At 64.4% G+C, this 24,838-nt stretch carries 28 protein-coding genes and 1 pseudogene; 6 read left to right on the top strand and 23 right to left on the bottom strand.

Annotated features, from left to right (window positions below; genetic code table 11):
- From DN412_RS19360 to metC, 9 genes are all read right to left on the bottom strand, one after another.
- Positions 1-409 (bottom strand): NAD(P)(+) transhydrogenase (Re/Si-specific) subunit beta (locus tag DN412_RS19360; protein WP_208647622.1); only part of this gene is annotated, 409 nt, incomplete at its 3' end.
- On the bottom strand, positions 406-756 hold the full coding sequence (locus DN412_RS19365; protein WP_115213085.1) for an NAD(P) transhydrogenase subunit alpha part 2: 351 nt from the start codon (positions 754-756) through the stop codon (positions 406-408). The genes DN412_RS19365 and DN412_RS19360, both read right to left, overlap by 4 nt.
- 22 nt (positions 757-778) lie before the next feature.
- Positions 779-1,897, bottom strand: a complete 1,119-nt coding sequence (locus tag DN412_RS19370; RefSeq protein ID WP_115213086.1) for a Re/Si-specific NAD(P)(+) transhydrogenase subunit alpha — start codon at positions 1,895-1,897, stop codon at positions 779-781.
- 177 nt (positions 1,898-2,074) lie between these two features.
- Entirely contained in the window at positions 2,075-3,217 is a 1,143-nt protein-coding gene (locus DN412_RS19375; protein ID WP_244222698.1) for a porin, read from the bottom strand.
- Positions 3,218-3,385: 168 nt separating this feature from the next.
- Positions 3,386-4,669 (bottom strand): D-amino acid dehydrogenase, encoded by a 1,284-nt coding sequence (locus DN412_RS19380; RefSeq protein WP_115213088.1) that lies wholly within the window; start codon positions 4,667-4,669, stop codon positions 3,386-3,388.
- A 23-nt stretch (positions 4,670-4,692) separates the two neighbouring features.
- Positions 4,693-5,670 carry a Bug family tripartite tricarboxylate transporter substrate binding protein gene (locus DN412_RS19385; RefSeq protein ID WP_115213162.1) on the bottom strand — a complete coding sequence of 326 codons (978 nt, stop codon included), beginning with the start codon at positions 5,668-5,670 and terminating at the stop codon, positions 4,693-4,695.
- Between the two features lie 165 nt (positions 5,671-5,835).
- The gene (locus DN412_RS19390) at positions 5,836-6,615 is read right to left on the bottom strand and encodes an SDR family oxidoreductase (RefSeq protein WP_115213089.1); all 780 of its coding nucleotides are present in this window, start codon (positions 6,613-6,615) and stop codon (positions 5,836-5,838) included.
- Positions 6,616-6,634: 19 nt separating this feature from the next.
- Positions 6,635-7,570 (bottom strand): 4-hydroxy-tetrahydrodipicolinate synthase family protein, encoded by a 936-nt coding sequence (locus DN412_RS19395; protein WP_115213090.1) that lies wholly within the window; start codon positions 7,568-7,570, stop codon positions 6,635-6,637.
- A 73-nt stretch (positions 7,571-7,643) separates the two neighbouring features.
- Positions 7,644-8,870: a cystathionine beta-lyase gene (metC, locus tag DN412_RS19400; protein WP_115213163.1), complete on the bottom strand. Its 1,227-nt coding sequence runs from the start codon at positions 8,868-8,870 to the stop codon at positions 7,644-7,646.
- A gap of 258 nt (positions 8,871-9,128) precedes the next feature.
- On the opposite strand from metC, the gene DN412_RS19405 reads away from it, so the two are divergent.
- A complete protein-coding gene (locus tag DN412_RS19405) occupies positions 9,129-11,441 on the top strand; it encodes a molybdopterin guanine dinucleotide-containing S/N-oxide reductase (RefSeq protein WP_115213091.1) in 2,313 nt (770 codons plus the stop codon).
- 53 nt (positions 11,442-11,494) lie between these two features.
- Positions 11,495-12,379, top strand: coding sequence for an MBL fold metallo-hydrolase (locus DN412_RS19410; RefSeq protein WP_115213092.1), 885 nt, complete (start codon positions 11,495-11,497; stop codon positions 12,377-12,379).
- Positions 12,380-12,556: 177 nt separating this feature from the next.
- Here the strand turns inward: DN412_RS19410 and DN412_RS19415 are convergent.
- Positions 12,557-12,913 (bottom strand): annotated as a pseudogene (locus DN412_RS19415) (pyridoxal-phosphate dependent enzyme); the annotation flags it as partial.
- 78 nt (positions 12,914-12,991) lie between these two features.
- Between DN412_RS19415 and DN412_RS19420 the strand changes: the two are divergent.
- A complete protein-coding gene (locus DN412_RS19420; protein ID WP_115213164.1) occupies positions 12,992-13,270 on the top strand; it encodes a helix-turn-helix domain-containing protein in 279 nt (92 codons plus the stop codon).
- A 48-nt stretch (positions 13,271-13,318) separates the two neighbouring features.
- On the opposite strand, the gene DN412_RS19425 is transcribed toward DN412_RS19420, so the two are convergent.
- The 12 genes from DN412_RS19425 to DN412_RS19480 all read right to left on the bottom strand — a co-directional run bounded on the left by DN412_RS19425 (position 13,319) and on the right by DN412_RS19480 (position 21,292).
- Positions 13,319-13,777, bottom strand: coding sequence for an Lrp/AsnC family transcriptional regulator (locus DN412_RS19425; protein WP_115213165.1), 459 nt, complete (start codon positions 13,775-13,777; stop codon positions 13,319-13,321).
- Positions 13,778-13,845: 68 nt separating this feature from the next.
- A complete protein-coding gene (locus tag DN412_RS19430) occupies positions 13,846-14,421 on the bottom strand; it encodes a cysteine dioxygenase family protein (protein WP_115213093.1) in 576 nt (191 codons plus the stop codon).
- A gap of 96 nt (positions 14,422-14,517) precedes the next feature.
- On the bottom strand, positions 14,518-15,180 hold the full coding sequence (locus tag DN412_RS44570; protein WP_244222700.1) for a hypothetical protein: 663 nt from the start codon (positions 15,178-15,180) through the stop codon (positions 14,518-14,520).
- Positions 15,168-16,214 (bottom strand): alpha/beta fold hydrolase, encoded by a 1,047-nt coding sequence (locus DN412_RS19440; RefSeq protein ID WP_425267428.1) that lies wholly within the window; start codon positions 16,212-16,214, stop codon positions 15,168-15,170. The genes DN412_RS44570 and DN412_RS19440 overlap by 13 nt, the downstream gene beginning before the upstream one ends.
- Positions 16,215-16,257: 43 nt before the next feature.
- Entirely contained in the window at positions 16,258-17,022 is a 765-nt protein-coding gene (locus DN412_RS19445) for an HvfC/BufC N-terminal domain-containing protein (RefSeq protein WP_115213095.1), read from the bottom strand.
- Positions 17,019-17,846: an MNIO family bufferin maturase gene (gene bufB / locus DN412_RS19450; protein ID WP_115213096.1), complete on the bottom strand. Its 828-nt coding sequence runs from the start codon at positions 17,844-17,846 to the stop codon at positions 17,019-17,021. Before bufB ends, DN412_RS19445 begins: the two co-directional genes overlap by 4 nt.
- A 73-nt stretch (positions 17,847-17,919) precedes the next feature.
- Positions 17,920-18,192: a BufA2 family periplasmic bufferin-type metallophore gene (gene bufA2, locus DN412_RS19455; RefSeq protein ID WP_115213097.1), complete on the bottom strand. Its 273-nt coding sequence runs from the start codon at positions 18,190-18,192 to the stop codon at positions 17,920-17,922.
- 45 nt (positions 18,193-18,237) lie between these two features.
- Positions 18,238-19,002, bottom strand: coding sequence for an alpha/beta hydrolase (locus DN412_RS19460; protein WP_115213098.1), 765 nt, complete (start codon positions 19,000-19,002; stop codon positions 18,238-18,240).
- Positions 19,003-19,078: 76 nt separating this feature from the next.
- A complete protein-coding gene (locus DN412_RS19465) occupies positions 19,079-19,525 on the bottom strand; it encodes a DoxX family protein (RefSeq protein WP_115213099.1) in 447 nt (148 codons plus the stop codon).
- Positions 19,525-19,800 (bottom strand): BufA1 family periplasmic bufferin-type metallophore, encoded by a 276-nt coding sequence (locus tag DN412_RS19470; RefSeq protein WP_115213100.1) that lies wholly within the window; start codon positions 19,798-19,800, stop codon positions 19,525-19,527. Before DN412_RS19470 ends, DN412_RS19465 begins: the two co-directional genes overlap by 1 nt.
- A 67-nt stretch (positions 19,801-19,867) precedes the next feature.
- Positions 19,868-20,179, bottom strand: coding sequence for a hydroxyquinol 1,2-dioxygenase (locus DN412_RS19475; RefSeq protein WP_115213101.1), 312 nt, complete (start codon positions 20,177-20,179; stop codon positions 19,868-19,870).
- 309 nt (positions 20,180-20,488) lie between these two features.
- A complete protein-coding gene (locus tag DN412_RS19480; protein ID WP_115213102.1) occupies positions 20,489-21,292 on the bottom strand; it encodes an SDR family NAD(P)-dependent oxidoreductase in 804 nt (267 codons plus the stop codon).
- Between the two features lie 165 nt (positions 21,293-21,457).
- On the opposite strand from DN412_RS19480, the gene DN412_RS19485 reads away from it, so the two are divergent.
- The 3 genes from DN412_RS19485 (at position 21,458) to DN412_RS19495 (ending at position 23,838) form a co-directional block, all read left to right on the top strand.
- On the top strand, positions 21,458-22,408 hold the full coding sequence (locus DN412_RS19485; RefSeq protein WP_115213103.1) for a GlxA family transcriptional regulator: 951 nt from the start codon (positions 21,458-21,460) through the stop codon (positions 22,406-22,408).
- A gap of 228 nt (positions 22,409-22,636) precedes the next feature.
- Positions 22,637-22,816, top strand: coding sequence for a hypothetical protein (locus DN412_RS19490; protein WP_115213104.1), 180 nt, complete (start codon positions 22,637-22,639; stop codon positions 22,814-22,816).
- The gene (locus DN412_RS19495) at positions 22,810-23,838 is read left to right on the top strand and encodes an LLM class oxidoreductase (RefSeq protein ID WP_115213166.1); all 1,029 of its coding nucleotides are present in this window, start codon (positions 22,810-22,812) and stop codon (positions 23,836-23,838) included. The genes DN412_RS19490 and DN412_RS19495 overlap by 7 nt, the downstream gene beginning before the upstream one ends.
- On the opposite strand, the gene DN412_RS19500 is transcribed toward DN412_RS19495, so the two are convergent.
- Positions 23,783-24,718, bottom strand: coding sequence for a LysR family transcriptional regulator (locus DN412_RS19500; RefSeq protein ID WP_115213105.1), 936 nt, complete (start codon positions 24,716-24,718; stop codon positions 23,783-23,785). The two genes, DN412_RS19495 and DN412_RS19500, sit on opposite strands and share 56 nt — an antisense overlap.
- Positions 24,719-24,838: the final 120 nt, after the last annotated feature.

Below are 24,838 nucleotides of genomic sequence, written 5' to 3' on the forward strand. Positions count from 1 at the left end.
CGGCAGCCGTGATGCCGAACGCTGCAGGCTCCGCCACCGCAGCCACCGCGATGAATACCGCCGCGAGGCCGATCAGCGAGTGCATCGCCGCGACCAGCTCGGGCATCTTGGTCATCTGGACCTGCTTCGCCACGTAGGCGCCGATGCCGCCGCCCACCACCAGCGCGGCCAGGATCAGCGCCACGCCGGTGCCCGGCGCGGACGGGTCCGCCCCGCCGGCAAGCAGTTCGTTCTTCAGCTTGAAGATCAGGGCCACCGTGGTGAGCGCCGCCACCACCATGCCGGCCATGCCGAAGGTGTTGCCGCGCCGCGCCGTCGTCGGGTGTGACAGCCCCTTGAGCGCCTGGATAAAGCAGACCGACGCGCCCAGGTAGGACAGCGTCACCATATTCATCGACAGGCCGTTCATTGCGCCACCTCCGCCACTCTGCCGCCAGGCTGCGCCTTGGCTTCGGGCCGCACCTTGGGTGCCTTCTTCCTGAACATCTCCAGCATGCGCTGCGTGACCAGGAAGCCACCGAACACATTGACCGCCGCCAGCGCCACCGCCAGCGTGCCCATCGCGCGGCCAACATAGCCCTCGGTCAGGCCGGCGGCCATCATGGCGCCGACGATGATGATGGCCGAGATCGCATTGGTCACCGCCATCAGCGGCGTATGCAGCGCGGGGGTGACCGTCCAGACCACGTGGTAGCCCACGTAGATCGCCAGTACGAAGATGATCAGGTTGATCACCGTGTGGCTAACCATTTCCATCGATATCTCCTTGATTGCCCGTTCAGCTGGCCAATGCCAGTTCTTCGCGCCGCGTCATCAGGCAGGCCGCGACGATGTCGTCGTCAAGGTTCAACGTGAACTGGGCGTCCTTGTCGACGACCAGCTTGAGGAAATCCAGCACGTTGCGGGCATAGAGCGCCGAGGCGTCGGCCGCCACCATGCTGGCCAGGTTGGTGTGCCCGATGATGATGACGCCGTTGTGGTTGACCACCTCGTCGGCCACCGTCAGCGGGCAGTTGCCGCCCTGCGCGGCGGCCAGGTCCACCACCACCGAGCCCGGCTTCATCTGCTGCACGGTCGCTTCCTGCAGCAGCACCGGCGCCTTGCGGCCCGGGATCAGCGCCGTGGTGATGACGATGTCGGCCTGGATCGCGCGCTGGTGCACCAGCTCGGCCTGGCGCTTCATCCAGTCCGGCGGCATCGGGCGGGCATAGCCGCCCACGCCCTGCGCGATCTCGCGCTCTTCATCGGTCAGGAACGGCACGTCGAGGAACTTGCCGCCCAGCGATTCGATCTGCTCCTTGACCGCGGGGCGCACGTCGGAGGCCTCGATCACCGCGCCCAGCCGCTTGGCCGTGGCAATGGCCTGCAGGCCCGCCACGCCGGCGCCCAGGATCAGCGCGCGCGCGGCCTTGACGGTGCCGGCGGCGGTCATCAGCATCGGCATGAAGCGCTGGTAGTGGTGCGCGGCCACCAGCACGGCCTTGTAGCCGGCGATGTTGGCCTGCGACGACAGCACGTCCATGCTCTGCGCGCGCGTGGTGCGCGGCGCGGCTTCGAGGGCAAAGGCGGTGATGTTCGCGGCGGACATGCGCGCGTTGTTCTCGGCATCGAAGGGATTGAGCATGCCGACCAGTACGGTGCCTGGCTTCATCTGCGCCAGTTCGGCGGGGTCCGGTGCGCGCACCTTGAGCACCAGTTGCGCACCGAATGCCTCGGCGGCGCTGCCGATGGTGGCGCCGACCGCTTCATACGCGCTGTCGGGCTGGCTGGCGCTCAGGCCGGCACCGGCCTGCACGACTACCTTGTGGCCCTGGGCGACGTATTTCTTGACGGTCTCCGGGGTGGCGGCGACGCGAGTCTCGCCGGCCCGCGTCTCCTGCGGGATGCCGATGTACATCTATTTCTCCTCTGCTTTTCAACTGCCTCGATGCGCGCACGGCCCGTACCCTTGGAATGGGTGCTCTCAATTGCCTCGCCTCAGGCAATGCATCGCGACTGACATGGATCTTGCTCGGTTCTGCTGCCAAGTGGGTATGGCGGCGATGCGCAGTTCACCCGCCGTGCCCCCCTATACCTAGAAGATGTGCTTGATTCCGGCTGCGACGCCGGTCTGTCCAACACCCTGCGCAGCCTTGGTCGCGCTTGCCACGCCTAGCGTTGAGCGTCCCTTGTTGTCCATGTAGGAGGCGTTGAGGTAGACCTCCGTGAGTTTCGACAGGTTGTAGGCAAGCTGCAGCGTGTAACTGATGGCATCGTCATCTGAGGCGCGCACATCCGTACGGTATATTCCGGCGCGCAGCGTCAGCGCGGGCTTCATCGCGTAGGCCCCCCCCAGCCAATAGAGATTGGAGCGGATTGTGGGATTGACAAGTCCGCTTTGCAGGAAGCGATAGCCGGCCATTGCGGTGAAGGGGCCGCTGGTGTAAATAAGTCCGGCAGCATAGCGACGTTCCACGTTTCCGGCACTGGCTACCGATGTGCCACGGCGCTGGTCATAGACGAAAGCCATTCCGAGCTTGCCGGCCGTATAAGACGCACCCGCCCCGATTTCCTGGCCGACGCGCGGTACACCCGGGACTTCGCTGCCTCCGGAAATGGTTGAGTCGTATCCGGCGCTATAGAGCCCGCTGATCGTCAGGTTGCCGAAATCTCCGGTGTACTTGATAGCATTGTCAGCCCGGCCTGAGAATTGCGCATCGTGGGCAAGCACGGAGTAGGGTGCATAGCGGTTCGTGTCAAAGGGAATAAAGAAGTCGAACAAGGTGTTGTTCTGACGCCCAAGAGTCACCTGGCCCCAAGGACCCGCGATACCGACGAAAGCTCGCCGGCCGAACAGGCGGCCGCCGAGTCCAGCCATGCCGGTATCCGCGAAGAAGCCGCTCTCGAGAACGAAGATTTCGCTCACGCCTCCACCCAAATCCTCACTGCCGCGCAGCCCCCACCGTGAAGCGGCCGTATTGCCGGATGTGACGCGGTATGCCGAGCCGGAGCCGTCCACGCCGGCATGGCTGACATATTCGATGCCGGCATCCATGACACCATACAGCGTGACGCTGGACTGTGCCTCTGCCGCACCGGTGAGCAAACCGCCCATCGCTGCCGCGACCAAGTACTTCCCATTTGTTTTCATCGTTCTCCTCTCGTTATTCTTTATCTGAGCCGTCACGTTCCCGACTTCCAGCGGAGCGAAGTATTGGAATCCGTGGAGCACCCCCATGTGCGCGCCTTCGCGGCTCGTGGCATCGGATACAGTGGGTGACCTTGACCGGCCTTGACCGGCCTTGAGCCGGCGGCAACGCATGCGTCGATTACGCGTTGTCAGAAAACATGCCCGATATGAAGGATCCGGCCACGGCCAGGAAATGCCCAGCCGGGGCAAACCGGTTCAAGCCCAGGCCTTCATACCGAAGCGCTCGGCTGTCAGTCCGTCCATGTCGATCGCCGGCGGTCTGCCGGATACCGCGTCGGCAACGAGGCGGCCGGTCCCGCAGGCCTGCGTCCAGCCATTGGATCCGTGGCCCGCATTCAGGTACAGGCCCTTCAATGGTGTCGCGCCAAGGATCGGCGGCCCATCTGGCGTCATCGGACGGAGTCCGGCCCACGGCGAGGCAGCGGAAAAGTCGAGTCCTCGTGGCAAGAGCCGCCGTGTCAGTTTCGACAGCAACGCTGTACGATCGGGATGAAGCGTCAGATCGTATCCGACGAGTTCGGCCATTCCCGCGACACGCAACCTGTCTCCAAGCCGGGTAAGCATGATCTTGTTGTGCTCGTCCATGATCGCCATGCGGGGAGCCGCCTCTGCATCGGTGATCGGGATCGTGATCGAGTACCCTTTCAGGGGATACACGGGAATCCGCAAGCCCACCGTCGAGAGCAGCGCAGACGCCTGGCAGCCCAGGGCTACTATGCAAGCATCAGCCTCCCACCGCTCTCTTTGCCCGGCATTCGTGACTTCAATTCCGGTAAGGCGGCCACCGGCCTGAACGAGCCGTGTTGCGGAAACGCCGTAGTGAAACGAGACACCGTGACTGGCGATGTAGTCGGCAAGACCGGTGCAGAACCTGGAACTGTCCCCCGATGCATCCCCAGGAAGATAGAGCGCGCCTTTCCATGTCGAGTCTCCCGCTTGCAGGGAGGGTTCGAGCGCAACGGCTTCGTCCCGGCCCATCATGCGCCATGGCACCTGGAACGAATCCAGCGTCCTGGAGGCCAGGTGTGCCAACTCGAGCTCCTGGTCGGTTTCGAGCAATTGCAGCGTGCCACTGCTGTGATAGTCGAATGAGAGGCCCGGCACGTGGTCGATCAGCTCCTGCATGCAGCGCATGCTGTAGTGCGCTACGCGCTGCATGCGCGCTTTGTTGATGCGAAAGCGCGCTGCCTTGCATTGGTCGAGCCACTTGGCCACCCAGAGCAGGCGCTCGACATCTGGCCGGACGGAGAAGCGGACTGGCGCATGCCTTTGCAGAGCCATGCGCAATACCTTTCCCGGCATCCCGGGGGCTGCCCAGGGGCCGGCAAAGCCGGGACAAAGACCGCCGGCGTTGCCAAAGCTGCTTCCTTGCCCCGGACCAGCTTCCCGGTCCAGCACGGTCACCTCGTGGCCGTCGCGCCACAGATGATAGGCAACGGATACTCCGGCAACGCCGGCACCAAGCACTAGGACGCGCATATCTCCTGCCTCGTTCCACTGATTCAATCGGCGGTGATGTGCGCCCGATCGATGATCGTGCGATATCGCTTGGTTTCGCTGTCAATATACTTCTCGAAGTCGCCGCCATTCTTGTAAGCGCTTTCGAATCCCAGCCCGGCCAGGCGAGCCTTGAGGTCTGGCGCTGCCATGATCCTCGCGGATGCCGCATCAAGCGTCTTCCCGATCTCGTTGGGCAGCTTCGCCGGTGCCCACAGGCCGTACCACGAATAGAATTCAAAGTCCTTGTATCCCGCCTCCTGCATGGTCGGGACATCGGGCAGCAATGGGCTGCGCGTGCGCCCTGTGACCGCGATTGCACGAAGCTTGCCTGCCTTGACACTTGGCAGTGACGAAAGCATCGGATCCATCATCGCCCGGGCTTGCCCCCCCATCAGGTCGGCGAGTGCGGGCCCGCCGCCCTTGTACAAGGCAATGGGTACCTGCAGATCCGCGATGCCGCTGTCATACATATACTGAGACATCGCCAGGTGACCGGCCGAACCGTTGCCGCTCGTGGCAAAGTTGTACTGTTTGGGATTCGCCTTGACGGCGCTTGCGAGTTCTCGCGCAGACTTTGCCGGCACTTGCGGATTCACGCTGAAGATCAGAGCTCCTTGCGCCAGCATGCTGACAGCCGTGAAATCCTTGACCGCGTCGAACTTGATCGTTTTCCGATAGAGCATCGGATTGATGTTGTGGATCGATGCGTTGATGTAGAGCGTATAGCCGTCCGGCGCCGAGCGCGCAACGATACCGGCCCCGACCAGGCCAGAAGCACCCGGCCGGTTGTCGACGATGACCGATTGCTTCAGCTCTTCACCGAGCTTCATCGCAAATACGCGCGCCAGGCCGTCTACCGAGCCGCCAGGTGCATGCGGCACGACGATGGTGATCGGGCGGGACGGATAGGGGCGGTCGGCATTGGACTGTGCTCTGGCCACGCCCAATGCCATGAAGGTCGCCAGGAGCGTGACACCCATGCGCACACCGAGGAAGAGGTGCGCGCGGGTCAGGCGAGAATGGTGTAGTCGCATACCTGATTCAGCTTAGGTTTGAAGATCAAGGGAGGCAGGTCTCCACATTCTGCAAAGTGGGGACCTGCGGAGGGCAGCGCTGCAACGGGTGGGCTTCGACGAAGCCCCGTCTCAGAAGGTGCCTGGGTAGGCGGCGCCGTCAATCAGAATGCTCTGGCCACAGATATAGCTCGCCTGTTCTGAGCAGATGAAGGCACAGAGCGCACCCAGCTCTTCTGGTTGGCCGTAGCGGCCAGCCGGGTTGTTCGCTCCACGTTCGCGCCAGAGCTGCTCGAAGGTCTTGCCTATCGATTCCAGCATGCCTTCGATGTGATGGCGCTGCGCATCGGTCGCGAACACGCCTGGGAGCAGGTTGTTGATGGTGACGTTGTGGGCCACCGTCTGGCGCGCGAGGCCCGCGACAAAACCGACGAGGCCGGAACGCGCACCGTTAGACAAGCCCAGTTCCAGCTGCGGCGTCTTCACGCTGCGCGAGACAATATTGACGATGCGGCCGAAGCGGCGTTCCATCATTCCGTCGACAACGCGCCGGATCATATCGATCGGCCCAAGCATCATGGAATCGATGGCGGCATGCCAGTCCGCCGGTGTCCACTGGCGAAAATCCCCCGGCGGGGCACCGTCCGCGTTGTTGATCAGGATGTCCGGGGCAGGGCACGCCGAATGCGCTGCTTCTCGCCCACTGTCCCTGGTGATGTCAGCCACCACGTAGCTAACGACGCCGCCAGTCGCGCGAGCGATTTCCTCCGATGCCGCGGCCAGTGTGCTCTCGGTGCGCGCGGCAATCACGACATGTACCCCTTCCGAGGCTAGCTGATGCGCGCAAGCGCGCCCCATGCCCTTGCTCCCGCCGAAGACGAGAGCATGGCGCCCAGCGATGTTTAGATCCATTGGCTTCTCCCGTTGCGGTTCAGGCTGCCTTGAGCATTGGCGAGGACCAGCCGTACTTCTGATCGAGCTCGAGTTCCTTGATGACCCGAAGGCCATTGAGGAGCGGTGCCCCTTCCAGGCCGGTGAGGGGCTTGCGCAGGTCGCCGGCAGGCAGCCCGACCGCTTTCATCAGCGACTTGATGGCAACCGGGTTGATTGCCGAGTAGGCGTAATGCAGCAATTGCAGGTTTCGCAGGTAGGCGCTGCGGAAGCTGACGGAGACGTCCGCCGAGGTCCAGGGCCGGGAAATCTCCGCCAGCTCCGCGGGTGCAATATTGCCGGTCATGTTCGCCGTGCCGTGGCCGCCCAGGCTCATCGTCGGGACGACGAGTCCCAGGTTGGGCGAGTCGCAGCACATCACGGAGACATCCGGCGCGCCGCGCAGCACCTGTGCCACTTGTCCCACGCGCGTGGTTGATTCCTTGTGGACGACATAGTTGGGATGCTTGAAGATGCGCAGCAGGCTGTCCCAATGCAGATCGGTCTTTACCCGAGGCGGGTTGTTGTAGATGCCGAGCGGCAGGTCGGTCGCGTCGGCGACCTCAAGGAAGTAGCGCTCGATGTCGGCCTCCGATGCGCAGATGTAGGAGGGCGCCGCCAGAATGGCACCATCCGCGCCGTTGGCCTTGGCAAAGGAGAGATAGTCCTTGGTTGCCTCGGTGTTGTTACCGGTGCAGCCATAGAACAGCTTCATCTTCCCGGTCTTCATCTTTGCGGTCTCGACAATGATGGCCTGGCGCTCTGCTTGCGAAAGCATAGAGACTTCACCGGTGGACCCCATGATCAGCACCGCGGCAGTGCCATTGTCCTCCTGGAACTTCAGCAACTCGCGGAAGGCGCCGAAGTCGGTGCTGCCGTCCTTGTTGAAGGGGGTGATGAGGGCGACAAAGGACCCTTCAATCTTCATCTTGCTCATGTCATGTCTCCGTGGTTAAGTCAGATAGGTGTAAGTGCCGGCAGGAATCAAACTGGCGAAGCAGTTCGGTGCGTCAGCTCGAGCAGGCCTGGGCAGCGCTGGCTTCTTGATCTTGTGCCCGGGATTCACGCGCAGAGAGCGCCAGCAGGCCTCGCTGGAGATCGTCGATGAGATCCTGCGGATCTTCGAGGCCCACGTGCAGGCGCACGGCCTGCCCCTGGTAGGGCCAGCGGGCGCCGGTGCATCCCTTTCCTGGCGTGAAAGGGATCACCAGGCTTTCATAGCCGCCCCAGGAAACACCCAGGCCGAAATGCTCAAGGGCATCGACGAAGGCTTCGAGCGATGCTTTTGAACTCGCCCGGAGCACCACCGAGAAGAGGCCGCATGCACCGGTGAAATCACGCTTCCAGAGCGCGTGTCCCGGATGGGAGGGCAGGGCGGGATGCAGAACCGCTTCTACCTGCGGCTGCCGCTCCAGCCATTGGGCGACACGCAGCCCCGATTCCCCGTGACGCTGCAGCCTGACCTCCAGCGTACGCAGGCCGCGCAGTGCCAGATAGATGTCATCCGGGCCGGCGGTCTGCCCCATGTCCTGGGTAGTCTGTTTGACCAGCGGCCAGGTGTCCCGATTGCAGGTGACCACGCCGAGCATTGCATCGGAATGACCCACGATGTACTTCGTGGCGGCCTGGATCGAAACGTCGACCCCTTGCGCGAAGGGCTTGTAGTAAAGCGGGGTCCCCCAGGTGTTGTCCATGACCACATAAGCACCGTGCTTATGTGCCGCGGCGGAGATCGCGGGAATGTCCTGGATGTCGAAGGTCTCGGACCCGGGCGATTCGACATATACGACACGTGTGTTGGGCCGCAATAACTCTTCGATCGACTTGCCGCCAACGGGATCGTAGGTCTCGACCTCGACACCGAAACGCGTCATCACTCGCTCCAGAAAGGAACGCGTTGGCGAATAGGCGCTGTCGGTCACAAGAATGTGGTCACCAGCGGACAACAGTGCGGTGAGCGCAGTACTGACCGCGGCAAGGCCGGACGGGAACACGAGCGATCGGTATCCGCCCTCCAGCGCGGCAATGGCTTCTTCCAGCGCATGGGTGGTGGGTGTGCCATAGCGGCCATAGGTAGTTGCCCCCGGTTCTTCCGCGGCGCGGGCGCGTTTCATCTCTTCCCATTCGGCCATCGACCCCGCGAGGATGGTCGATGCCCTGAAGATCGGGGTGTTGACGACCCCGCCGAAGCGTTCTGGGTGGCGGCCGGCACATACTAATTTGGTGCTTTCCTTCATCGGATCTCCATGGTTGTACTGTGCGGCATTCATGTTTGTGATTGCCGCTGGAATGTCGATCAGCATAGGGAGACCGCCAGAGCAAATTAATTTCTTTTCGGGGGACCATCAGTCCAAAAAAAGAAAAAAATTTCCCTTCCTGCGAACACAATCGTGAGTGATCGAGTTACTCGACATGAACGCCTGCAATCCAACTGAGGAGATCAAGAAAATGACAACGGCGCTGCCCTTTGACCACACCGGCACCTGCTTCCAGCCGTGACCACTACCCGATTTCCGACGCTTTCCCATTGGGGCGCATATACGGCGGTAGTAGAGAACGGGAAGCTCGTTGAGTGTGAGCCGTTTCCATACGACAGCGCCCCTTCGCCCATCCTGCGGTCAATGCCGGGGATGGTGCATTCTGAGTTGCGCATCCAGCGACCGGCAGTACGGCGCGGATGGCTCCGCGACCGGGAGCGGGCAGACCGCAGCCGGCAGGGTACTGATGACTTCATCGAGGTGGACTGGGACACTGCCCTGGACCTGGTGGCAGGCGAGCTGGCACGGGTGCGCGCCACCTATGGTCCTGCATCGATCTTCGGCGGCTCGTATGGCTGGTCATCTGCAGGCCGCTTGCATCATGCCCGCACGCTGACGCATCGCTTTCTGTTCGCCGGTGGCGGATGCACGACCCAGGCCGGCAACTATAGCTGGGGCGCAGCCCAGTTCCTGCTGCCACACGTGATCGGCACCTACGCGCCGGTAACCGGAAGGGTGACCGACTGGCGTAGCATCCTTGAGCACACGCAGCTGTTCATCGCCATTGGCGGCATGCCGCTGCGCAATACCCAGATCACCTCGGGAGGAGCGGGCCTGCACAGCTCGCACCAGTGGATCGAGCGCGCAAAGAGTTCCGGTGTGCGCTTCGTCGTCGTCAGCCCGACTCGGGCAGATATACCCGACGGCCTGAAGGCCCGGTGGGTGCCAATCCGGCCGAACACCGATACCGCGCTGATGCTGGGCATGGCACATACGCTGCTGTCGCGCGGCCTGCATGACGCGCACTTTGTCTCCCGCTATTGCGAGGGCTTCGACGCTTTCGCGGCCTATCTGCTGGGCCGCGAGGACGGTCAGGCCAAGGACGCCCACTGGGCGGAATCGATCTGCGCCGTTCCTGCCCAGACTATCGTCGAACTGGCCCTCGAGGCCGCAAGCCATCGCGCGCTGATGAACTGCACCTGGTCATTGCAGCGGGCTCACCATGGCGAGCAACCCTACTGGGCCTGCATCGCACTGGCGGCCATGCTCGGTCAGATCGGCCTTCCGGGGGGTGGTTTCGCGTTCGGACATGGTTCCATCAACGGCGCAGGAACACCTCGGCCCGAGGTTGCGGCACCGGAGATGAGTGCTGGCACCAATCCTGCGCGCAGCTCGATCCCTGTGGCGCGAATCTCGGATATGCTCCTGAGCCCGGGGGATCGCTACGATTTCAATGGCCGCGAAGGTATCTATCCGGATATCCGCATGGTCTATTGGGCGGGAGGCAATCCTTTCCACCACCATCAGGACCTGAACCGGCTGGCACGTGCTTGGCAGGTGCCGGAGACCATCGTGGTGCATGACAGTTGGTGGACTCCCACCGCACGACGTGCGGACATTGTTCTGCCGGCCACGACGACGTTGGAGCGCAACGACATCGGAGGCTCGTCAAGGGACCGTTACGTGCTGGCGATGCACCAGGCGCTGCCGCCCCAGTTCAGCAGCCGCAACGATTTTGACATCTACCGTGATCTGGCGCTGCGCGCCGGCTGCGAGCCCGCGTTCAGCGCAGGCCGTGACGAGTTCGGGTGGATCCGCCACATCTACGACAGCATGGCGGCGCGCTGGATCGATGCGGGCTTCGACGCGCCGCCATTTGAACGGTTCTGGGAGCAGGGGTACACCGAACTTCCGGAGCCGGGCGCGCCCTTCGTGCTGCTCTCGGATTTCCGTGCCGATCCGCAGGCGCATCCCCTGAAGACACCCAGCGGCAAGATCGAGCTCTACTCCCAGCGAATTAGAGAGTTCGGTTATGAGGACTGCCCACCGCACCCTGCGTGGCTCCCGCCTGCTGAATGGCTTGGTGGCGCGGCTGCCCGGCACTGGCCTTTGCACCTCATCACATCGCAGCCGCCGGACAAGCTGCACTCCCAATTGGACGCCGGCAGCCACTCCATGGCCATGAAGGTCCGGGGCCGGCAGGCGATCCGCGTTCATCCGCTGGATGCTGCCGAACGCGGCATTATGGAGAACGATATCGTCCGAGTGTTCAATGAGCGCGGCGCATGTCTGGCCGGCGCATGCATGGATGATGCGCTGATGCGCGGTGTCGTAGTGATGGCCACCGGTGCCTGGTTCGATGCGAGCGACAGTTCGCTCGAACACCATGGCAATCCTAACGTTCTGACGATGGACCGTGGTACCTCCAGTTTGGCGCAGGCGTCCAGCGCCCTTTCCGCGCTGGTCGAGATCGCGCCATGGTCGGAGGAGGGTGAGCCGCCGGCGGTTAAAGCCTTTGAACCGCCGGTGGTGTGCCCGATAGCGAAATGAGCCGAAAAGACCATTCCCGGCCTGACTTTGAGGGACCGCTTGTGGAAGCAAGGATGCGCTCGAACTCCGCACTTCAGGTCGAAGGCTTCTTCGATTCCGATACTCGGACCATCAGCTACTTGGTGCTGGACGCATCGAGCCGCCAATGCGCGATCATCGACAGCGTGCTGGGCTACGACCCGGCGACCGGCCGCACCTCGACCGTCAGCGCCGACAGGCTCGTGGCCCGCGTGCGCGAACTCGACGTACGGGTGCAATGGATTCTGGAGACCCATGTGCATGCCGATCACCTCTCGGCTGCCCCTTATCTGCAGCGCACGCTCGGCGGAACGCTGGCCATCGGCCGCCACATCACCGCCGTGCAGCGCGTCTTTGGAGCACTCTTCAACGCAGACGGCAGCTTCACCCGGGATGGCACGCAGTTCGACTGTCTGCTGGAAGATGGCGAGACGTTCATGATCGGTGGCCTGCAGGTCCAGGCTCTCCATACACCTGGACATACTCCGGCCTGCATGACCTATGTCGTCAATGACGGGCGGCAAACGGCAGCCTTTGTCGGCGATACCTTGTTCATGCCGGACTACGGAACAGCGCGCTGCGATTTCCCTGGCGGCAATGCGCGAGCGCTTTTCCACTCCATTAGGAGGGTACTGAGCCTGCCGCCGGAGACTCGCCTGTACACGTGCCACGACTATCAGCCGGGATGCCGTGAGCTACGCTTCATCAGTACGGTAGCCGAGCAGCGCGAGCACAACATCCATGTGCGCAACGGCATCGACGAGGCTGCCTTCGTTGCCATGCGCCAGGCTCGCGATGCGGGCTTGGCCATGCCTGCACTGATGCTGCCTTCTGTGCAGATAAACATGCGCGCCGGGAAATTTCCGCCAGCGGAGGACAATGGCGTGCGCTATGTCAAAGTTCCTCTGAATGCGATCTGAAGACAGGTGCCTTCGCGCGAGACTCATGGGCGGAACCTGCTCGTGACTTCGTCGAAGATATGAAGCGGTCCCGGATGCTGGTGCGGGATTCTTCGGTATCTGAGCCCATGAGTCCGGATGTTGGCGCACATCGGGGCATCCATCGGCGCTGCTACCTCTGTGATCACCGCTGGATGACTATAGGAGATCCGCCTCGATTGCCTTCCGATAGGCAAACAGCGCCGGTGCGCCGCCCGTATGCAGGAATAGCGGCGGGCCGTTGCCTTCGAAGCGTTGGCGTGTGACGCCGTCGAACAAACCAGCCATCGCCTTCCCCGTATATACGGGATCCAGCAACACACCTTCAGTGCCGCCCAGCAAGCGGATGGCCGCCAGCCCAGCCTGGTTGGGTTCGCCGTAGCGCGGTGCGAAGTATTCGTCCCACAGTTCGACCCATAGTTCGGCCGGCACCTCGACGTCGAGCAATGCGGCCGTGCCGTCGATCAGGTCTGCGACCTTGGGCCTTTGGGCTTCGACGCTGCGTGAGACGGTCACGCGCGTAGCAACTCTTCATTGGCGCCCCTGGTGGACGCGGTGCGCTCAACCCCGGGCGAAGACTGGCAGATTGTCAGGATGTCGAAGCAAACGGCAATGGGTGCCAGAACCTTTCAGCGTCACTTCGTCAGTACGATAGGTATGCCGCCTGGGGAGTGGCTGCTCACGGAAGGTTTAAGCGGGGCCAAGGCGTTACTCGAAGAAGCGGATTTATCCGTGGATGAAATCGCGGTACAAATCGGGTTCGGCGCTGCGGCCACATTGCGCAATCATTTCCGGAACCGACTTGGAACCAGCCCCGGATACAACCGGCATCGGTTCAGTTCATCCGAGCTACATGAAGCCGGTTGCGGATGAATGACGGCTGGCTGCAGGCGCCGGTCCGGGATGACGGGCAGCACCTGACTACGCGTAGTCCAACGGTAGCGCCGTGGTGTACTTGATCTGTTCCATTGCGAAGCTGGAGCTGACGTCGGCCAGTTCCGCCCCTTGGATCAGCTTCTTGTAGACTCGATCGTAGGCGGTGATATCCGGCACTACCACACGCAACAGGTAGTCGGTGTCACCTGCCATACGGTAAAGCTCGGTCACTTCGGGGATCGATGCCATTAGCCCATGAAACTGCCTGATCCATTTCAGGTTGTGCTGGCTGGTGCGCACTGAGACAAAGACCGTCACGCCGGCATTGAGCTTGTCCGCGTCCAGCAACGCAACGCGTTTGAGGATCAGGCCGGCCTCTTCCAGTTTCTGGATGCGGCGCCAGCACGGCGTCGCGGTCAGGCCGACGCGCTCCCCGATTTCGGCCACGGGGACGGTGGCGTCTTCCTGCAGGATGGCAAGGATTTGTTTGTCGTAGCGGTCCATGTCCATTAGGGGGCTATGTCAGGATCGAGCGGTTACCCGCGCACGGTAGAGCTACGCTCCGGTGCGTGCTAGGCGTCCGCTGTCTGTACCACGAGGTTTACGCCGGTGGCAATGTGGTCGTGATGCACGCCGTAGAGGTGCAAGGAGAGCGCGATGTCGTCGCTGGCATTGCCTAGCGCATGAATATGCTGCAGGCCATGGGGTGCGCTCACGGTGCTGCCGGTTTCTCGCACGACAGTAGTGGTTAATTCCGCTCGCTGGCTGGCGGGGTCCCATTGGTAGTGCTGCTCGCGCAGCGTGCCACGCAGCACCCGGTAGGCGCACCAGGTTCGGTGGCCATGAATCGGGCTCGACTGGCCCGGTCGCCAGACCAATACCATAGCCGAGAAGCGGCCCAGTGGATCGACATGGACAAGGTGGCGAGCATAGGTGTCCGGATTGCCGAGCAGCGCGCCCGGCGGCAGCGTAGCAAGCAGCGCGTCTGTGTCATGCAGATGGGCCGCGACGTGGCTGGCTACCATCCGCGCGCAGTCGGCGACGGTGGCCTCGATGTCGAGCGCCAGCCGGTCGAGCGGTGTGACGGGCAGGGAGAGATAAGGTGAAACTGCGGAACATGCGGGAATCGGTGGCGCTCCGGTTGGCATGACAGGCTCGTTGGCGTTGACAGAGGGTCCATAATATGGATGTGCCGGGAGCACAGGTATGCGAACCGCAGTTTCGTTTCGCTAGAAATTGCAATTTCATTCCCATAAAAGCTTAATCGGAGGAATGGTATGCTCCAGCCAGTCGGCAATGAGCAATGCCCAGATGTCGACGCGCACGTTCAGGCCGGCGTAGACGCCGTAGCCCGGCCCGGTCAGGATGTCTTCCTCGGTCTGCACGCCTGCACCGGCCCTGATGGCGCCTTCGGTGGCGATGGTCTCTCTGGCCTTGATGCTCCAGCCTGCCACCAGGTGCTGGCCGGCACGGATTGCGCCGCCAGCCTCGATGCCGCAGCCGGCGACGATGTCGTGCTGGCCTTCGATATTCCCACCCGCCTTGATGCCCTGACCGCAGCGGACTGCGCCTTGCGCCACGATGTCCCCCCCGGCTCGCAGGTTGCCGCTCACCGATAAGCGCTCGCCGGCGGTGACATCCCAGCCAGCGCGGACATTGCCCTTGCAGTCGATTTCTGTCTCGGCTTCGATGCCCCAGTTGGCCTTGACGTTGCCGCCGGCTTCGATGTCTTCTTCTTCGGCAAGTGAGACATCGGCCAGCAGCTGCCGGTCCGTTGGATTCGTGGTCTGGAAAGACTTACCTGAGGTGGACGGCACATGCTGTCCGTCAATCAGGAGCAGCTTTGTCTTGCCATCCAGACATAATCGCCCGTGACGACGAGGGGGGCAAGGGATCAGGTGCGCCATTTGCCGCCGCGCACGAGCTCTGTCGCGGCGTCAGCGAACGCCTGTGGCGCCTCCTGCGGCAGGTTGTGGCCCACGCCCGGGATCTGGCGATGTGTGCGCGGGCCGGTAAAGCGCGCAGCCGAGGCCTGGCCGTCCGTGGCGGGAACGACGCCGTCGGCGGTGCCGTCGAGAGTGATCGTCGGAACGGAGATCGCAGGCAGGGCCGCCAGCTTTTTCTCGGTGGCCTCATGCAGCGGATAGCCAGGAGCCAGGCCGAGCCGATGCCGGTAGGAATGAATCACTATATCGACATAGTCCGGATTGTCGAAAGCTTCGGCGGCGCGCGCGAAGGTCGCCTCATCGAAGTGCCAGGTGGGGGAGTTGTTCTTCCACAGGATGCGGGCGATGTCGCGACGGTTGGCCTCGAGCCCGGCGCGTCCGCGCTCGGTCTGAAAGTAATACTGGTACCAGAGTCCCCATTCGACGGGGGCCGCTAGCGGCGCGGTGGCATGGGCGATGTCCTGGATCAGGTAGCTGTTGACGGACACCAGCCCGACGCAGCGCGTGGGCTTGACCGCGGCAACGACGCACGCGGCGCGGCCGCCCCAGTCGTAGCCGGCCAGCACTGCCTCGGGGATGTGCAGGGCATCCATCAGCGCAATCACGTCTTCGCCGATGGCCGCCTGCTGGCCGGCCCGCGGCGTGGCCGGATCGCGCAGGCGTGTCGTGCCATGGCCGCGCAGGTGGGGCACGATGACGCGGAATCCACGCTCGGCCAGGATCGGTGCGACGTCCACATAGCTGTGGATGTCGTACGGGAAGCCATGTAGCAGGATCACTGGGCGGCCGTTGTCCGGGCCTGCCTGGTGATAGCCGATATCGAGATAGTCCGTGCGCACCTGCCGCACCGGCATGCGCGGCAGCGGCGATGCGGTGGCACCGGATGTGCTGGGTCCGGCGGACGGAGACGCGAACGACGGCGCGGCGGCAAGCACCGCCGCACCGGCAATGCCGGCGCGCAGGAACGCGCGCCGGGAAGAGATGTGATCTGACACGATGTCGTTTCTCAGGGTTGGATCATGGGATGCGGCGGATGGCTCAGACGCTTTCATTTTCACTTTCGACCGCGGCGACCAGGCCGTTGCCTAGCCACCGGGCGAGCATGGCGCCGGCGGCATCGATGCCTTCGTCCTCGCCAAGCCGTGTCACCAGCCATTCGCAGAGCGCCTCGAAGCGACCATCGGCCTGCACCTGGCGCAGCGCGTCAAGTTCCAGCGCGTCGACCAGGTTCAGGTAGCAGCCAAAGGCGCGGCGCCAGACGATCAGGCCGGCGGGTGCTTCCAGCATCTCGCTGTCGGGCACCGGCGTGCCATCGTTGAGCGCAGTCCAGAGGTCCTGCGCGTTGGTGGTGGCGGTGCGCATCCGCAGCGATGGCACCAGCACCAGCCGCGCCGACTCCCAGTCGACGCCCGCCAGCGCCTGCGCGGACGGCGGTGCCGCATCGGCGGCGACGAAGGCGACGGACATGGCGTGCTCGATCCACGCCAGCTCATGCAGGTCCGGATTGTCGGGATAGCGTGCGGCCAGCGTAGTGTCGAAGCCGTCGGCATAGGCATCGAGCGTCCAGGCGTGCGGGGGCTGTCTGTCGACATGTGCGACGGCCGAGGCAAGGAAGGCTTCGTCGCCCAGCCATGCGTGGACGTTCGGATATGACGTTTCAAGGCAGCCAACCAGCTGCGCGCGGTAGTTGTTCTGGTAGACCGCAAGGCCCGCCGCGGTAGCGGGGCCGAGGCGGAGCGCCGCCTCCGGCGATGCGGTTGTCAGCCAGGTGTGGAAGTCCTGTTGCAGCGTGGCGAGCTTCATGCTGCGCCTCCCGCGAGGGTCCGCGCGATGGCGAGCTCGTCGAGCAGTTCGGCCAGCGGCGGGATACTATCGTCGCGCTCGATCATGGTGGCGACGGCGCCGAGGCGTGCGCGCACCCGCGCGTAGAGTTGCCACACTGGCTCGCACACGGCGTTGTCGTGAGTGTCGATCAGCAGCTCGGGCCCCTGGCTGTGCCCGGCCAGGTGAATCTGGCGCACGTGCGCGGCGGGAATGCCGTCGACGAACGCGTTCGCATCGAAGCCGTGGTTGGTGGCGCTGACGTAGATATTGTTGACGTCCAGCAGCAGGCCACAGCCGGTGCGCCGGCACATCGCGGCCAGGAACTCCCACTCGGTCATGGATGCGTCGTCGAAGGCGAGATAGCTTGAGGGATTCTCGAACAGCATCGCGCGGCCCAGAACGTCCTGCGCCAGGTCGATATTGGCGCAGACGATATCCAGCGCCTCGTTGGTGTACGGTACCGGCAACAGGTCGTGCGAGTTGAAGCCGCCAATGCGCGACCAGCTCAGGTGGTCGGAGACGAAGAGGGGGGCAGTCTCGTCGACCAGGGCGCGGAGGCGGCGCAGGTAGTCGCGGTCAAGCCCGTCCGAGGAGCCGATCGACATCGACACGCCGTGCAGTACCACCGGATAGCGCTTGCGCACTTCGCGCAGGATATGGCGGGGCCTGCCGCCGTCGACCATGAAGTTCTCGGAGATGACTTCAACGAAGTCGACCGGAACATCCGTTTCGAGGAATTCCTGGTAGTGCTCCTTGCGCAGGCCGAGGCCGTAGCCGGAGAAGGGAGGGCTGAGGACAGGCATGGTCACACTCGTCGGTTTGCAAACGTGCTGGCGGGACCCGGGCGGCCTGTGCCACCCGGGACCGGTCCGGCGCTTACTTCGGCTCGGTCAGCGTGCCGCCTTCCTTCAGGCACACCGAGGCGGGCTTGACGACGACGCCCTTGCCCTTGCACTCGTTCAGGCCGGCGCAGTCATTGCTGGCAGTGGCGCACAGGCTGTTGCCCTTGCAGGCATTGACGCCGTAACAGCGGCCGGGCTCGTCGCCGCCGGCGGCTTGTGCCGGCACCGAGATCGAGGACAGGGAGGCCAGCGCAACAAAGGCGGCGGCAGTGGCAAAGCTGATGCGGGACTTCTTGGTCATGGTCATGTTGAAACTCCGGTTGGGTTGGGTTGGGGGAAACAGGTGCCGGCGCTACTGGACGTTGCGCGCGGCTTCTTCGATGACTTCCGCAACCTTCTCAGGCTGGGAGATCTGAACTGCGTGGCTGGCCTTGATCTCAGTCACGCGGGCGCCGGCGCGCTTGTACATCTGACGCTGCAGGTCGGGATTCAGGAGGCGGTCTTCGGTGGCGACGATGCCGTAGCTCGGCTTGTCGTGCCATGCGGCGGTCCAGACGTTGCCGCGGAACAGCGCGTCGGGCACCAGTGCCTGCGAATTGGCCAGGAAGCCGGTGCGGTTCGGCGTCAGGTCGGCGGCATAGTCGGCGTTGAACCGGTCGGGATCGATATACAGGTGGCCATCCCGCGTCGACCGCACGCTGGCCGCGGCGGCTGGCGGCATGGAGGCGTTGAGCTGGTTCATGCCTTCGCCAACGTCGGGCTCCATGGCGGCGACGTAGACTAGTGCCTTCACCTTGGGCCGGGCGCCGGCTTCGGTGATGACCAGGCCGCCGTAGCCGTGGCCGACCAGCACGACCGGACCGTCCTGCACGGCGACGCGGTCGCGCACAACAGCAATGTCCTCACCCAGCGTGGTATGCGGCAATTGCACCACGCTGACCTTGTAGCCCTTGAGCTTCAGGCTGTCATGAACCACGCGCCAGCCTGAACCATCCACGAAGGCGTCGTGCACGAGGACGACGTGTTTGGCGCCCTGCGGCGCCGGCGGCGTAGCCGCCGGGGCGAGTGCAGGGGTGGCCAGTGCCACCGTGGTGGCAATCAACGGAATAAACCGCATGCGAATCTCCGGTAGGCCCCAAGGGCGGGGCCAAAGTTGTTGTGGGAAAACAGATAAGGGTGGGGGCGGTGCCCGGCTAGACCTTGCGCACCCAGGTGCGCCACACCCCTTCGAGCGACCAGGCACCGCCGCCGTATGCCAGCAGCGGCAGCAGCAGGCCCGCCCAGGTGAGGTGCGTGGGCCAGGCAGCGGGATAGACGAAGATCTCGATCACCGCCGTCATGCCAAGCAGCGCCGCCGCCGAGGACCGCGTGAACAGGCCAAGCACAAGCAGCACCGGGAACAGGTGTTCGGACCAGGTGGCGAGCTCGGCGGCCAGGTCTGGCGGAAGCAACGGCAAGGCGTACTCCGAGGCGAACAGCGCATAGGTGGACGCCTTGATCGCCAGCAGCCCTTCCACCTTGGTCCGACCCGACAGGAAGAACACCGAGGCAATACCCAGGCGGGCCACCAGCAGCAGCGCGGCGTTCACCGCGGCCGGGACCCGTCCAGGGGCGCTTGCGTACGGGCTGGCGCGCGACATTACAGGATCGGCTTCAGCGAGCCATAGCCCTTGGGCGTCTTGATGGTCGTGCAAGTGCCCTTCTCGACCATGGTCCAAGCATCGCCCTGGTAGTCAGTCTTGGAGGTGGCGGCACAGCTGGTGCCGGGACCCGCGGCACAGTCATTCTTGCCGGCGAGGGACACGCCGTAACACTTTTCCAGAGCCTTGGGGGGCTCGGCGGCGTGGGCGGCAAAGGCGAGGGCGTTGATCGACAGGGCGAGGGTGGCTGCAACGATAGCGTTCGAGCGCTTCATAGGAAAATCCTGCATTGAGAACTAAGAAGTAAAGCCAGCGAAAGGGGAATCGCGGCGATGCGCGGCATCAGGCGTGGGCGCCGTCCTGGAAGGGATCGAAGCTGCGGGCCGGATCAGCCGAAGGGCCCGTGCGGTCCCAGCCGGCGAGGAAGCGCTCGCCCTTGTCGAACGGGTCGACATTGCGCGCGCCCTCGCTGTAGGGGTCGCGTGCGTCCCGCACGGCGCGGGCGCCGTCGACGAACGGGTTGCGTGCGTCCTGCACGGCGCGTGCGCCTTCGGTGAACGGGTCGCGCGCGCTGGAGGCGGCGGCCTGGGCGCCGGCCGCCGCGGCCAGCAGGGCGATGGCGAAGACAACGCGCTTGGTAAGATGGGTAGTCATGGTCGGTTTCCTGGAGGTCTGCATTGGATGGCGCGGCCGGGGGATCGTCTTGTCGACGTACGCCGCCGGTCCACGAGATGCATTAAAGGAAACCGGTGTATCTGTCCTATAGTGTCAGGACACCATTTCTGTCAGGGCACGTATCGTTCGCTGCGCCTGATACATAGTGGTACAAACGGGCGGCGCCTGGCGGGGGCCTTTGGGCCTGTGAGGCGGGATGCGGAAGAGAATCGCGCGGTATCCGGCACATTGCCGGATACCTGCGTTTCAGGCGGGGCGTGCCGGAATGGGCTCGCGTGGGCGAATCTGTCAGCGCGTGATGCCGTAGCGCGCCGCAGGCTGGTCACGGGAAAGATTGGGGCCGAGCGCCGCACGGGCAGCCTCGAAAGCGTGCCAGTCGGCAACGTCGGGCAATGACGGCACGGTAATCACCTCGCCCTGGTCCAGCCCTGCCAGGGCGGCGTCGACCAGGTCGTCGCCGCTCATGACCCAGGCCTGCGGCAGGTTCTCCACCGGTTGGCCGGCAATATCCCAGAACTCTGTACGGACCGCGCCCGGCAGCACGGCCTGGACCCGCACGCCCTTGCCGGCAAGCTCATGTTGCAGCGACTGGGTGAAGGCCAGCACAAACGCCTTCGAACCACCATAGACGCCATTCAGGATCTCGGGCGCCACCGCGACAATCGAGGCGATATTGATGATGGTGCCCTGACCGCGCGCGACGAAGGCGGGGGCTGCGGCATAGGTCAGCCGCGTCAGCGCGGTGACATTGAGTTCGATCATTTCCTGCATCTTGTCGACATCCGACTGCAGCAGCTGCCCCGCGCCGCCGAAGCCGGCGTTGTTGACCAGCGTGGTGATGCTGGCGTCGGTGCGAAGCACCTCTTCGATGCGTCGTACATCCGCAGCCTGGCCAAGGTCTGCCGTCACGATCTCGACCGATCGGCCGGTCTCGTCGGTGATCCGGCGGGCCAGCGCTTCGAGCCGGCTGCGGTTGCGTGCCACCAGGATCAGGTCATGGCCACGGCGGGCCAGGCGGTCTGCGTAAATGGCGCCAATGCCGGAAGAGGCGCCGGTAATCAGGGCGGTGCCGGCGTACGAGTGCGTTGTCATGTCAATGCTCCAGATTCAATGTGGATGGTTTCTGGCAGCCGGCGATCGATGCGGCGGCTGCGCGAAACGAAGATTAGGTGCACAATGGAGTGGCGCCAATGTCATAGATACAACTTTTTCTGCCATCACCCGTGGGGTGCCCCTGACTGCAAACTGGAGATCGATATGCATCACGTAGCACTTGCCCTCTATCCCGGGTTCCAGGCAATGAACCTTGCGGTTTCGACGGTGCTTGAGTTTGCCAACCGCTCGCTCGGGCAGCCGCTGTACCAGCTTCACCTGCTGTCCGAGCATGGCGGGCCGGTGCTGTCGTCTGGCGGCTTTGCTGTGAGCACGGAGCCGTTTGGCAGGCGCCGCTTTGATACGGTGCTGGTCGTGGGAGACAACGATGTGCTGCCTACGTCGCCCGCGCTGGTGGAGTTCCTGCAGCGGGCGGCAAGAACGTCGCGGCGGATTGGCGCGACCTGCACCGGTGCCTTCAACCTGGCCGAAGCGGGGCTGCTCGATGGCCGCCGGGCCACGACGCACTGGTACTACGCGGGGCTGCTGCGCCGGCGATTTCCGCATGTTCAGGTGGAGGAGGATCGGATCTTTATCATTGACGGCGAGGTATGGACCTCGGCGGGCATGTCAGCCTGCATCGACCTGGCGCTGGCGCTTGTGGAAAAGGATGCCGGTGGCGCCGTCGCGCGCGATGTCGCGAAGCAACTGGTCGTGTATCACCGCCGGGCCGGCGGGCAATCGCAATTCTCGGCCCTGCTGGATCTCGAGCCCCGCTCCGACCGCATTCGTGCCGCGCTGGATTTCGCGCGGCAAAACCTGCAGCAGGAGCTTTCGGTGGACCAGCTCGCGGATGCGGCGCACCTGAGCCCGCGCCAGTTCGCCCGCGCATTCCGGGACGAGACGGGGCAGACGCCCGCCAAAGCCGTCGAGCACCTGCGCGTGGAGGCGGCCAGGCTGATGATGGAAAGCGGTCGCCACAGCATCGACGTGGTCGCGCGGGACACCGGTTTCGGCGATCGCGAGCGCATGCGCCGTGCCTTCCTGCGGGCCTTCGGCCAGCCGCCGCAGGCCATCCGGCGCATGGCGCGGGGCGCGGAACTGCAGGCCGCCTAGCTGCTGACGGAAGTCGACGGCAAGCGCCTGGTCGACTACTGAGGCGGCTCGGGTCGGGGCAGCGCGAATTACCCGCCGGGGGCCGGGAAGCCGCCACGCACTGTGAATGCGGCGGAACAAGTGAAATGCAGCGCGCCCCAATGATCTTGCGGCGGCGGTTGTCCAGAATTCAAGGCATCCCCGCGTGACAACGCTCACGCGGTTCCTGAACCTTGCCAGGTCATTGCCATGAAGCCAGACACCCATCATCGTTTCGCGTCGCTGAGCTCCGGCGACAGCACGGACCACTGGGCGGACGAACTGCCCAGGGACCTCACGCTCGAAGCGGCCGAACTGATCGAGATTCCCTACACGTTCCTGAGGCACCGGGTCCTGGCTGTGCCGTCTCCGTGGGGGCCGTCATGCTGACGCCGTCCCCGTATGTGCCGCAGCGCAACCCGGGCTTCGCGCGCATGTTCGCACGGGGCCGGCTGACCCTGGGCGTGCTGTTCGCGATCGAGTCGTACCCTGGCGATGCCCCGACCATGCGCGACCAGATCAGCCTCGCGCGCGGCGCCGAACAGGCCGGCTTTGCCGCGCTCGGCGTGCGCGACGTGCCGCTGCGCGATCCCGGCTTTGGCGACCTGGGGCAGATTTACGACCCCTGGACCTGGCTTGGGTACGTGGCCGGCCAGACCGACTCCATCGCGCTGTTCACCGCGGCCATCGTGCTGCCGCTGCGCCATCCCCTGCATACTGCCAAGGCGGCGGCCAGCATCGACCAGCTTACCGGGGGCCGCCTGGTGCTGGGCATCGCATCCGGGGACCGCGCGATTGAGTTTCCTGCCTTTGGCATCGAACACGAGGCACGTGGGGCCATGTTCCGCGAGCAGGTGGAGTACCTGGACACCGTCTGGGGCCAGACCTACCCGCAGATCCGCAGCTCCTACGGCACGCTGCAGGCGGCGGACCCGGTGCCCAAGCCGGTGTCGAAGCGCGTCCCGCTGATTGTCACCGGCAACAGCCAGCAATCGATCGACTGGATCGCGCGCGAGGCCGACGGGTGGATCACCTATGCGCGCGAGCTTGAGATCCAGGCCGGGCGGATCCGCCAGTGGCATGCCAGCGTCGAGGCCGCCGCGCCGGACGCCTTCAAGCCCTTTGCCCAGCCATATCACATCGACCTGGTGGCCGATCCCGATGCCGCACCCACGCCGATCCACGGCGGCCACCGCCTTGGCCGCGGCTGGCTGATGCGCTATCTGGAGGGGCTCGAGCGTGCTGGCGCGAACCATGTGCTGTTCAACCTCAAGTACGGCAGCCGCCCGGCCGAGGCGGTACTGGACGAGCTTGCCACGCACGTGCTGCCGCGCTTCCCGGCGCTGGACGGCAGGACTACCGGCCATTCCCGCCGGGGTCGTGCCGCGCGAACATCGACATGTGTCGGGTGATGTGGTCCAGCAGTTCGAGTGCCGCCGCCGGCAACGGCCTGCCGGCCTTCACCAGCAGCCGGGCCTGGGTGCCCAGAAGCAGGGGGTGATCGATGGGCACGACGGCGAGGGTTCCGGCCGCGATCTCGCGGTAGGCAGCGAACTCACCGATCAGCGTCATGTAATCGCCGTAGGCGACGAACTGCTTGAGCGCCGTCAGCGAGTTGCTGACCAGCGTCGCGCGGATCGAGATGTTCTCGGCGAACTCGACCATGCTTAATGCATGCCCGACGCCAAACGATGCCGGCATCATCGCAAGCGGATAGGCCTGCAGGTCCTGGACGCTGGCCGCGCCGCCGCGCAGGGCCAGCGGGTGGTCGGGGCGGAGCAGCAGCACCACCGGCTGCGGCGCGCTGGCGCGGTATTCGATGCGCGCATGCGGCGGCGGGTTGTAGGCCAGGCCGATATGCGCGCGGCTCTCCGCGACTTCCTCCAGTACGCCATCCACCGCCAGGATGTCCATGTGGATATCGAGCCTGGGGTAGCGCGCGCAGAACTGCGCCAGGACTTCGTTGACCAGAAGATCCACATAGCCCTCGCTCAGCACCAGGCGGACCTCGCCTTGCTGCAGTCCCTTGAGCGAGTGCAACTGGTCCTCAAGCCTCTCCTGGTGCGAACGATAGCCCCGCCAGAACTCGAGCAGGTGCGTGGCCGCCGCGGTCGGCTTCAGCCCCCGCGGTTCGCGCTCGAACAGCGTCGCGTCAAGCTCTTCCTCGAGCAGACGGATCTGCCGGGTGATCACCGATGGCGAGGTGTTGAGGCTGGCCGCGGCCCCGCGGATGGTCCCGTGTGCCAGCACTTCGCGGAAGTACCGCAGCCGCTGCTGATTGATCTCTCGCATGTCGAACCGCCTGTTCAGGGCGTGGGTGGCCGGGCAATAACGATACCCGAACCTGGTTTCCCCTTGTCTGCCACGTGCGGTGCGGAGCACGACACGACTCCGGGAGGGGCGTTCGCGCCG

This window comes from Cupriavidus lacunae, assembly GCF_003353055.1.
GTDB classification, from domain to species: Bacteria; Pseudomonadota; Gammaproteobacteria; order Burkholderiales; family Burkholderiaceae; genus Cupriavidus; species Cupriavidus lacunae.

What these genes read in the sequence shown, in the direction of transcription:
- DN412_RS19425 (WP_115213165.1), bottom strand. Translation starts at nt 13,777, where the DNA reads ATGGACCGCTACGACAAACAAATCCTTGCCATCCTGCAGGAAGACGCC.
- DN412_RS19395 (WP_115213090.1), bottom strand. Translation starts at nt 7,570, where the DNA reads ATGAGCAAGATGAAGATTGAAGGGTCCTTTGTCGCCCTCATCACCCCC.
- DN412_RS19460 (WP_115213098.1), bottom strand. Translation starts at nt 19,002, where the DNA reads ATGCGGTTTATTCCGTTGATTGCCACCACGGTGGCACTGGCCACCCCT.
- metC (WP_115213163.1), bottom strand. Translation starts at nt 8,870, where the DNA reads ATGAAGGAAAGCACCAAATTAGTATGTGCCGGCCGCCACCCAGAACGC.
- DN412_RS19470 (WP_115213100.1), bottom strand. Translation starts at nt 19,800, where the DNA reads ATGAAGCGCTCGAACGCTATCGTTGCAGCCACCCTCGCCCTGTCGATC.
- DN412_RS19370 (WP_115213086.1), bottom strand. Translation starts at nt 1,897, where the DNA reads ATGTACATCGGCATCCCGCAGGAGACGCGGGCCGGCGAGACTCGCGTC.
- DN412_RS19385 (WP_115213162.1), bottom strand. Translation starts at nt 5,670, where the DNA reads ATGGGTGTCACGCTCCTGGCGACCTTCATGGCATTGGGCGTGGCCAGA.
- DN412_RS19380 (WP_115213088.1), bottom strand. Translation starts at nt 4,669, where the DNA reads ATGCGCGTCCTAGTGCTTGGTGCCGGCGTTGCCGGAGTATCCGTTGCC.
- DN412_RS19480 (WP_115213102.1), bottom strand. Translation starts at nt 21,292, where the DNA reads ATGACAACGCACTCGTACGCCGGCACCGCCCTGATTACCGGCGCCTCT.
- DN412_RS19390 (WP_115213089.1), bottom strand. Translation starts at nt 6,615, where the DNA reads ATGGATCTAAACATCGCTGGGCGCCATGCTCTCGTCTTCGGCGGGAGC.
- DN412_RS19375 (WP_244222698.1), bottom strand. Translation starts at nt 3,217, where the DNA reads ATGGGGGTGCTCCACGGATTCCAATACTTCGCTCCGCTGGAAGTCGGG.
- DN412_RS19500 (WP_115213105.1), bottom strand. Translation starts at nt 24,718, where the DNA reads ATGCGAGAGATCAATCAGCAGCGGCTGCGGTACTTCCGCGAAGTGCTG.
- DN412_RS19430 (WP_115213093.1), bottom strand. Translation starts at nt 14,421, where the DNA reads ATGCCAACCGGAGCGCCACCGATTCCCGCATGTTCCGCAGTTTCACCT.
- DN412_RS44570 (WP_244222700.1), bottom strand. Translation starts at nt 15,180, where the DNA reads ATGGCGCACCTGATCCCTTGCCCCCCTCGTCGTCACGGGCGATTATGT.
- DN412_RS19365 (WP_115213085.1), bottom strand. Translation starts at nt 756, where the DNA reads ATGGAAATGGTTAGCCACACGGTGATCAACCTGATCATCTTCGTACTG.
- bufB (WP_115213096.1), bottom strand. Translation starts at nt 17,846, where the DNA reads ATGCCTGTCCTCAGCCCTCCCTTCTCCGGCTACGGCCTCGGCCTGCGC.
- DN412_RS19465 (WP_115213099.1), bottom strand. Translation starts at nt 19,525, where the DNA reads ATGTCGCGCGCCAGCCCGTACGCAAGCGCCCCTGGACGGGTCCCGGCC.
- DN412_RS19485 (WP_115213103.1), top strand. Translation starts at nt 21,458, where the DNA reads ATGCATCACGTAGCACTTGCCCTCTATCCCGGGTTCCAGGCAATGAAC.
- DN412_RS19475 (WP_115213101.1), bottom strand. Translation starts at nt 20,179, where the DNA reads ATGACTACCCATCTTACCAAGCGCGTTGTCTTCGCCATCGCCCTGCTG.
- bufA2 (WP_115213097.1), bottom strand. Translation starts at nt 18,192, where the DNA reads ATGACCATGACCAAGAAGTCCCGCATCAGCTTTGCCACTGCCGCCGCC.
- DN412_RS19495 (WP_115213166.1), top strand. Translation starts at nt 22,810, where the DNA reads ATGCTGACGCCGTCCCCGTATGTGCCGCAGCGCAACCCGGGCTTCGCG.
- DN412_RS19445 (WP_115213095.1), bottom strand. Translation starts at nt 17,022, where the DNA reads ATGAAGCTCGCCACGCTGCAACAGGACTTCCACACCTGGCTGACAACC.
- DN412_RS19420 (WP_115213164.1), top strand. Translation starts at nt 12,992, where the DNA reads ATGTCGAAGCAAACGGCAATGGGTGCCAGAACCTTTCAGCGTCACTTC.
- DN412_RS19490 (WP_115213104.1), top strand. Translation starts at nt 22,637, where the DNA reads ATGAAGCCAGACACCCATCATCGTTTCGCGTCGCTGAGCTCCGGCGAC.
- DN412_RS19410 (WP_115213092.1), top strand. Translation starts at nt 11,495, where the DNA reads ATGCGCTCGAACTCCGCACTTCAGGTCGAAGGCTTCTTCGATTCCGAT.